The sequence below is a fragment of the Archangium sp. genome (assembly GCF_036389735.1).
In the GTDB taxonomy this organism is placed as follows: Bacteria; Myxococcota; Myxococcia; order Myxococcales; family Myxococcaceae; genus Archangium.
Genome location: NZ_DASVWK010001084.1, coordinates 1 through 7,515, shown reverse-complemented (window position 1 = coordinate 7,515; position 7,515 = coordinate 1). Strand labels below are relative to the sequence as shown.

Annotated in this window: 8 protein-coding genes; 4 read left to right on the top strand and 4 right to left on the bottom strand. The window is 70.2% G+C overall.

The annotated features are described in order from the left end of the window. The first annotated feature begins 193 nt into the window (after nt 1-193). The 3 genes from VF794_RS39030 to VF794_RS39020 are packed head-to-tail and all read left to right on the top strand — an operon-like array spanning nt 194 to nt 3,071. Nucleotides 194-1,105: an ABC transporter ATP-binding protein gene (locus VF794_RS39030; protein WP_331118674.1), complete on the top strand. Its 912-nt coding sequence runs from the start codon at nt 194-196 to the stop codon at nt 1,103-1,105. Further along, nucleotides 1,102-1,938 (top strand): hypothetical protein, encoded by an 837-nt coding sequence (locus VF794_RS39025; RefSeq protein ID WP_331118672.1) that lies wholly within the window; start codon nt 1,102-1,104, stop codon nt 1,936-1,938. Before VF794_RS39030 ends, VF794_RS39025 begins: the two co-directional genes overlap by 4 nt. Continuing rightward, nucleotides 1,938-3,071: a hypothetical protein gene (locus VF794_RS39020; RefSeq protein WP_331118670.1), complete on the top strand. Its 1,134-nt coding sequence runs from the start codon at nt 1,938-1,940 to the stop codon at nt 3,069-3,071. Before VF794_RS39025 ends, VF794_RS39020 begins: the two co-directional genes overlap by 1 nt. 3 nt (nt 3,072-3,074) lie before the next feature. On the opposite strand, the gene VF794_RS39015 is transcribed toward VF794_RS39020, so the two are convergent. From VF794_RS39015 to VF794_RS39005, 3 genes are all read right to left on the bottom strand, one after another. Next, on the bottom strand, nt 3,075-3,869 hold the full coding sequence (locus tag VF794_RS39015; RefSeq protein ID WP_331118668.1) for a tRNA1(Val) (adenine(37)-N6)-methyltransferase: 795 nt from the start codon (nt 3,867-3,869) through the stop codon (nt 3,075-3,077). Nucleotides 3,870-3,873: 4 nt separating this feature from the next. Beyond that, entirely contained in the window at nt 3,874-5,022 is a 1,149-nt protein-coding gene (locus VF794_RS39010) for a DUF1015 domain-containing protein (protein WP_331118666.1), read from the bottom strand. 66 nt (nt 5,023-5,088) lie between these two features. Then, a complete protein-coding gene (locus VF794_RS39005; RefSeq protein WP_331118664.1) occupies nt 5,089-6,093 on the bottom strand; it encodes a hypothetical protein in 1,005 nt (334 codons plus the stop codon). 200 nt (nt 6,094-6,293) lie between these two features. Here VF794_RS39005 and VF794_RS39000 point away from each other — a divergent pair, with 200 nt between their 5' ends. After that, entirely contained in the window at nt 6,294-6,614 is a 321-nt protein-coding gene (locus tag VF794_RS39000; protein WP_331118662.1) for a polyhydroxyalkanoic acid system family protein, read from the top strand. Nucleotides 6,615-6,626: 12 nt separating this feature from the next. Here the strand turns inward: VF794_RS39000 and VF794_RS38995 are convergent. Next, the coding region (locus VF794_RS38995) for a tetratricopeptide repeat protein (protein WP_331118660.1) at nt 6,627-7,515 on the bottom strand (889 nt) is incomplete at its 5' end.

Sequence of the window (7,515 nt, the reverse complement as noted above, 5' to 3'; positions counted from 1 at the left end):
CGAAAAATTCCGCCAAGGGTGCGAAAGCACGGCGGTACGCGGAGCAGGAGACCCTGAAACCCGGAAAAAAAGTGCGAACCTTCTTTCCCGGGTGCGCAGCGAAGGTGGCAAGCAGGCGTGGCACGGGCTCGTCCGCTGGTCTGGGTGACATGCGGAGCAATCAACAGGTCGGCTCCGTCGTAGACTCACCACTGTGCCAGCCATCGAAGTCATCGGACTCCGCAAGACCTACCGACGCCCCTTCCGGCGCCAGGGCCACGAGGCGCTGCGGGGTGTGGATCTCTCCGTGCCAGAAGGCAGCGCGTTCGGGCTGATCGGCCCCAACGGCGCGGGGAAGACGACGTTCATCAAGAGCATCCTCGGCATCGTCCAGCCCACGGAGGGCGCGGTGCGGGTGCTCGGCGGTTCCCCCGAGGATCCGCGCATCCGGGCCCGCATCGGCTACCTGCCCGAGCGCCTGCACCTGCCGGGCTCGTGGACCTCACCGACCTTCCTGGCCACGGTGGCGGGACTCAAGGGGCTCACGCCGGACAAGGCCGCCAACCTGCGCCTGCTGGAGCGCGTAGGGCTCGCGGACGCGCTGGGCCGGCGCATCGGCGGCTACTCCAAGGGCATGCGCCAGCGGCTGGGGCTCGCGGCGGCGCTGCTGGGCAACCCCGACCTGCTGGTCCTCGACGAGCCCACCGACGGCATCGATCCCATGGGCCGCGTCGAGGTGCGCCGCATCCTCCAGGAGGAGGTGCAGCGCGGCGCGACCCTCTTCCTCAACTCGCACCTGCTGGCGGAGACCGAGCGCGTGTGCGACCGGGTGGCCATCCTCGCGGACGGCAAGGTGCTGCGCGAGGGACGTCTGGAGGAGCTGTCGCAAGGGGGGGCACGCTGGGCGGTGCGCTTCGCGCCGGGAGCGGACGCGGGCACGCTGGCCACGGCGGGCTTCACGCCCGCGGGCACCGAGGGGGTGTACCACGTGGAGTCGGCGGACGCGGCGGGGCTGAACGCGGCGCTGGACAAGGCGCGGGCGACCGGGGCGCTGCTGGTGGAGCTCAAGCGGGACGGACAGGACCTGGAGGCCGTGCTGGCCTCGGCCATGGGGGTGGCGGCATGAAGGGCGTGTTGGGAATCGCCGGCTACGTGTTGCGCGAGGCACTCGCGCGCAAGTTCATCCTGGCCTTCCTGCTGGGTGTCACGGGCGTGCTGGTGACGCTGTCGCTGAGCCTGCGCATCGAGGTGGTCGACGGAGCACTGGCGGCCTCGCGGCTGTTCGGCGAGGTGATGGACACGAACATCCTCGCGGTGGATGTGGCGCTCCGGCCCATCTTCATGGCGGCGGCGGCCATCGTCTTCTACGGAGGCATCGTCTTCGGAATCGTCTCGTGCTCGGACTTCGCGCCGAGCCTGCTGTCACCGGGCCGCATCGAGCACCTGCTCGCCCTGCCCTTGCGGCGCTGGCACATCCTGGCCGGCACGTTCCTCGGGGTGATGACGCTGGCGGTGTGCGGGGCGCTGTACGGCTCGCTGGGGCTGGTGATCATCTTCGGGGTGAAGACGGGATATTGGACGGTGGGGCCGATCATCTCCGCGCTGCTGGCGTGCGTGAGCTTCGCGGCGGTGTACGCGGTGATGTTGACCACGGCCACGCTGGTGCGCAGCGCGGCCCTGTGCGCGGCGCTCGGAGGCCTCACGATGGTGGCGGGCATCATCGCGGGCTACCGGACGAAGATCGCCCCCTTCATCGAGGAGGGGCTGACGCGGGATCTCTTCAAGGCCGTGACGCTGTTGCTGCCGAGGCTGTCCTCGCTGGCCCAGGCGAGCATGGACCTGGCGGCCTCGGCGCCGCTGGCGGTGCAGTCGTTGACGATGCTGCTCGCGGGCGTGCTGGTGTTCGGCCTGGGGATGCTGACCGTGGGCTTCTGGTGGTTCGAGGGGAGGGATTACTGATGCAGCGGCGCCGTGGTGGGTCGTGGCTGGTGTTCGCGGTGGTGCTGTTCGGCCTCGCCGCGTGGTTGATGCTGTCCGGCCAGGGCGAGGAGGCGGCCCCCGCCCCCCTCAAGGTGGAGTTCCCGAAACGGCTGCGTCCGGAGGAGCGCACGCGCATGGAGAGTCGGCGCACGTACGTGATGCCCACGGTGGACGCGGGCACGGGGACGGAGCAGAAGCCGCTCAAGCCGAGCGATCCCGTGCTGGCCGCCCTGCCGCGGGGCAAGGGCAAGACGGCGGTGGTCATCGAGGCCAATGCCATCCGCCACTCGCCCATCGGGGAGCTGCTGCTGGAGTGCATGATGCGCCGCGGCGGCGACGATCTGGAGCGCTTCAAGCAGGAGACGGGCGTGGACCCGCTGAAGGACCTGGATCGGCTCATCATCACGGACGAGGGGGTGATCGTCTCGGGGAACTTCGGGGACAAGAAGCTCAAGGACCTGCTGGCCGATCGGGGCTCGACGAGCTACGACTACGGGGACGAGGCGCGCATCTTCGAGCCCACGTTCGAGCGCAACCTGTCGGACGGTGGCGTGGTCCGGCGTGAAGGGCCCCGGGTGGGCATGTGGAACGACCAGATGCTCGTGTTCGGCAGATCGCCGGATGGGGTGAAGGCGGTCATCGACCGGGTGGAGGGGCGCGGGCCGGATGAGCCGCCGGTCATCTCCGAGAGCAGCACGTACGGCGAGATGTACGGCGTGGTCTCGGTGGAGCAGCTCAAGAAGATGTTCCCGCCGGATCAGCAGGAGCTGGCGCTGAAGCTGGCCGAAGTGGCGGAGAACGTGGAGCTGCACGTGGATGCGCGCTCGGACTTCGCCATGACGGCGCAGGTGAAGGGCTCCAACGAGGACAAGGTGAGGGATCTGGGCAAGTCGCTCGGGGGCGCGCTGTCGCTGGCGCGCTTGAGGGCGCAGACCGAGGGGGAGAAGGAGCTGGCGCAGTTGCTGGACTTCGCGAAGGTGAATCCCGACGGCAAGGAGTTCAGGCTGGAGCTGGCCGTGCCACTGGAGATCATCAAGGAGCAGCTCGCTTTCTGTCGCGAGCAGCAGGACACTGGCGAGGCGAAGCCTCGAGAGGCCCAGCCGACGCCGTAGCCCTCACCCCACCATCGCGCTGACTTCCCGCGAGAAGGCCTGCTCGTCATCCGCGTGGATGACGAGCGGGGGCAGCACGGTGAGTCCGGTGGGCGCTCCCTTCACCGCGTGCATCAAGACGAGCTTCGCGGGCCTCCCCGCCCGCGAGTGCACCATGCGCGCGATCCTCGGCTCCAGCTTCTCCGCCGCCAGCACGGCCATCAGCTCGGACAACCGCGAGGCCGGATACACCACGCAGAAGATCCCCCGGCACCGCAGGAGATACGCCGCCGAGCGCGCCACGTCCTGGAGCTCGCAGGCGATCTCGTGCCGCGCGAGCGCCTTCTCCAGGTCCGTGCTGAGCCTCCCCTGCTCCCGCGTCCGGTACGGCGGGTTGCACAGCACCTGGGAGAAGCTCGCCTTCGGAAACAGCCGGTCCACGCAGCGCAGATCTCCCCGGACCAGAGAGACAGCCCGCTCGCAACAGTTGAGGTGCACGTTGCGCGCGGCCAGGGAGAACAGCCTCGGCTGGAGCTCCAGCCCGGTGATGCTGTCGCACCCCAGCCTCCGGGCCAGGATGAGCGGGATGATCCCGCAGCCCGTCCCCAGGTCCATCCACCGCCCCCGGAGCACCCCTCCCTCGTAGACGGCGAAGTGCGCGAGCAGGATCGGATCCAACGTGAAACGGTAGCCGCGCCGCCGCTGGAGCACCCTCACGTCGCCGCCACAGACGGAGTCGAGCGTCTCCCCGGGACCGGGGCGAAGCTCGAGGGACCTGCGCTGGGGCCACTCCAGCGCTTCTGGCGACAGGAGGCTCACGTCGTCACGAGGCCTCCGGATCCAGGAACAGGAGCCCGGCGGGGAGTGCTGGCTCCACGCACAGCGTCTTGGAAGGCAACGTCTGCGCCGCCTCCATCACCGCTCGCACCTCCCACAGCGGCGGAGGATTGAGCGCGAAGCCCGCCTGGAACATGCCCGACTCGACGCCTCGCACCAGCGACTCCGTCCCCTGCACCGCGAACACCTGAGGATGACCTGGATCCTCGGGGTCCTTGATGCCCAGCACCGTGCGCAGCACCAGCGTGTTCAACAGCGCCAGGTCCAGGCTGCGCAGGGTCGGGTTGCGCGGAGCCCCCTTCAGGTGCGCCAGATCCAACCCCTGGCGGAAGCGGAGGATCTTTCCCCTCCCCCCGGGCAGCACCAGAAGCACCGCGTGGTGCCCGCGCACCAGCGTGGCCAGCCGCTCATTCGCCAGGCCCACGCCCCGAGGCGACGTCAGGGGCTCCTCCAGGTCATAGACTCGCGCGTACGCCGCCACCAGCGTGAGGAAGGTGTCCTCGTTGAAGGTGTCCAGCCCGCAGATGGCGCGGTGCACCGGCTCGAAGTGCAGCCCCGGATCCGACAGCGGCACGATGGCCGCCAGACTGGGCCGGCGCTCGTCCAGTTGGGCCAGGGGGCGCAGGGGCGCCTCGTCCAGCACCGCGAGGATGCGCTTGGACACCGGTGAGGGCTCGATGCGCCGCAGCGACACCGGCGCGTCCTCGAAGGTGCCCTGCCACACGGCACTGCTGCGCTCGGCCGCCTCCGCCAGGAGGCCTCGGAGCACCCCGTGGTCATCCGCCGCCAGGGTGATCGCCGGCTCCACCTGGGCCGAGCGGGGCCGGTACGGCGCGGTCTCCAGCGGCTCGGCCGAGTCCGGCGACAGGCCGCACAGGAGGAAGCGAACCGGAGCGCCTCCGAGCCGTCCCGCGGAGCTGTACACCTCCGCCAGGTACAGGGCCGGACGGGTGTCGCGGAGCACCGCGCCCGCGGCTCTCAGTCGCCCCAGCTCGGCCGTGGGATCCGCCCGATCCAACAACGGTCGGATGAAGGACGAGCGGCGTGGCGCATTGAGGGGCGAGCCCCCCTCATCGGCCTCCAGGTGCGATTCCAACGAGGGCAACAGTGCGGAGAATGGGAGGATGCGCGCCATATCCGCAACAGTGTGGACGCGCGTTCCCGGTCGCCACGGAGCCCACTCGAAAGGGAGGCAGGCGAGCTACCACCAATCGTTGCGGTAGGCCTTGGAGCGCAAGGTGGGACCCGTGGCCCTCACGGGACGCTCGGCGGCCTCCTCCCAGAGCAGGCTCACGGTGGTGATGGCGCCGGCCGAACCGAGGAAGGCCAGCACGTACGGGGTGGGCTGATCGAAGCCACCGAGCACCAGGGCGGACAGCACCAGCACCACCGCGCCCACGCCCGCGCCGAAGATGTCGGCCCGGAGGATCTGCGAGGGCGTGGGGCTGTACTTCATCGTGGCCAGCGCGAGCGCCGTCGCACCGAGCCCCGGTGCGATGAGCAGCGTGTCCACCCAGGTCTTCCCGGAGATCTTCGTGCCGGAGAAATGGACGATGGCCATCAGCAGCGCGGCGGAGGCGAGGCCCCACCCACCGCCCGAGGCCACCATCAGCCCGTCATTGAGCGCCATCTGCCCGCCGGCGAGCACCGCGGTGAGCCACGCGCCCAGCTCGGCGCCGAGGAAGGCGGACCAGGTCAGCAGGCTCGTGTCGCGCGTGAGCATGTCCATGAAGCCCCCGAGGAACATGCCGCCGATGACGGCGTTTCCGATGCCGAAGTAGCCCATCGGCTTGTCGACCCAGTTGTTGAACTGCCACCACGCCGACGTGCCGAAGCCGAGCCCCGCGCCGATGAGCGTCCCAGCCAGCATGGCCTCGCGGGAGCTGCGCTCGAAGCTGAAACCGTGGGCGAAGCCCTGGGTGAAGAAGCCGCCCAGGGCGCCCATGAGGGAGTGGTGCAGGATGAAGGTGAGGCTGCCCGGCCCGGAGAGGAACGCGCCATGGCGCACCTGGCCATCGAGGATGGCGCCATTGGGTTCAGGGGCCGCGGGAGCCTCGGGGCCCTCGGTGAGCGGAGCCTGCGGCTCGGTGCGCAGCGACACCGGGGCGGACGACTGCGTGGGTGCGTCGGACTGGGCCCGGGCGGCCCCCGGCGCGGTGAGAAGAAGGACGACGGCGAGGGACAGCCAGCGGGTCAACGAGGACACTCGAGCGACTCCTTGTCCGATCACGGAGGCATCAAACCTCAACCCGCGCCCGATGCACCGGGAATCTCACCGGTTCACGAGGTGGCACCTCCACGACAGCATTGTTGACTTCCACGCGTCCGGCGGCGAGACCCGGGTTCCCTTCTCGTCCGAGGCTCACTACACCCGGGCGGGAGCATCACGAACCCCAGGAGCACCACATGGGCACCATGAAGTTCGAGATCCCTCACACCCTGTCGAAGGACGACGCGAGGAAGCGTGTCGAGCAGCTCCTCAAGTACTGGATGGACAAGTACGGCGTGAAGGCGGACTGGTCCGGCGACGGGGCGAAGGTGATCGGCAAGGTGATGGGCATCAACCTCGATGCCAACTTCACCATCACCGACGGTGCCATCCAGGGCGAGGGCACCGACCCCGGCATGCTGCTGCGCGGCCAGGCCAAGTCCTACATCCAGAAGAAGTTCAGCACCGTGCTCGACCCGAGCAAGAGCATCTCCGATCTGGACAAGGGCCTCGCGTAGCGGCGAGCGCCCTTACGACGCTTCCTCCAGGGCGGCGAGCGCATAGCGCGCCGCGCGGGTGATGGCCTCGGCCGAGTCCGGCAGCTCCGGATAGTGGCCGGCGAGCTGGCGCTGGGGGAAGCGCAGCTGGGCGATGGCGTTGCGGTAGCTGCGCCGCGCCCCCTCCTGCTCCATCAGCCGCTCCTGCACCTGCGCCATCAGGTAGTGGCCGATGGCCAGCGAGGGCTCCAGGAAGAGCGCCTTGCCCAGCTCCGCGCGTGCCTCGGCCAGCTCTCCGGCTTGAAGCGCCGCCAGCCCACCGAACACCCGCGCCTCCACGCACAGCGGCTCGCGGTTGATGGCCTGCGCGAAGGACTCGCGCGCGTCCGCCACGCGGCCCGTCAGCGAGTAGAGGTTGCCCAGGGTGAGCAGCGCGTCCAGGTGGTTCGGCTCGTCCACCAGGAGCTGCTCCACCGTGGCCACGGCGGACACGAAGTCCCCGCGCTCCATCTGCCGCACGGCCGCGTTCAGCCGCTCGCCCGGCGCCAGCATCAGCGACCACGCGGGCAGATCCCCCGTGCGCGAGCGCGGCGACTCGGCGCCCGGGGCGGGCACCTCCTGCGGCTTCCGGGGCGGCTCGGCGGTGGAGGAGCCCCCCGTCGACGCCTGGGGAACCCGGGCGGACGGGACCGTCGCGGGCACCTCCAGCGTCCGGCGCGGAGCCGGCGAGCCCGTGCCCGCCGCTCCAGGAGACGCATCGAGCGACTTCTGGAGGGCGCGGGTGGCCGGCATCACCGGGAGGTCCGAGGTCGGAGGCTTCGCGGCCGTGGTCTCGGACGAGCGAGCCGAGGGCAGCGAGCCGATGGTCATCGGCCTCGGGCCCGAGCCGGGGGCACGCGGCGCCAGCGGCTTCTCGGGCCGC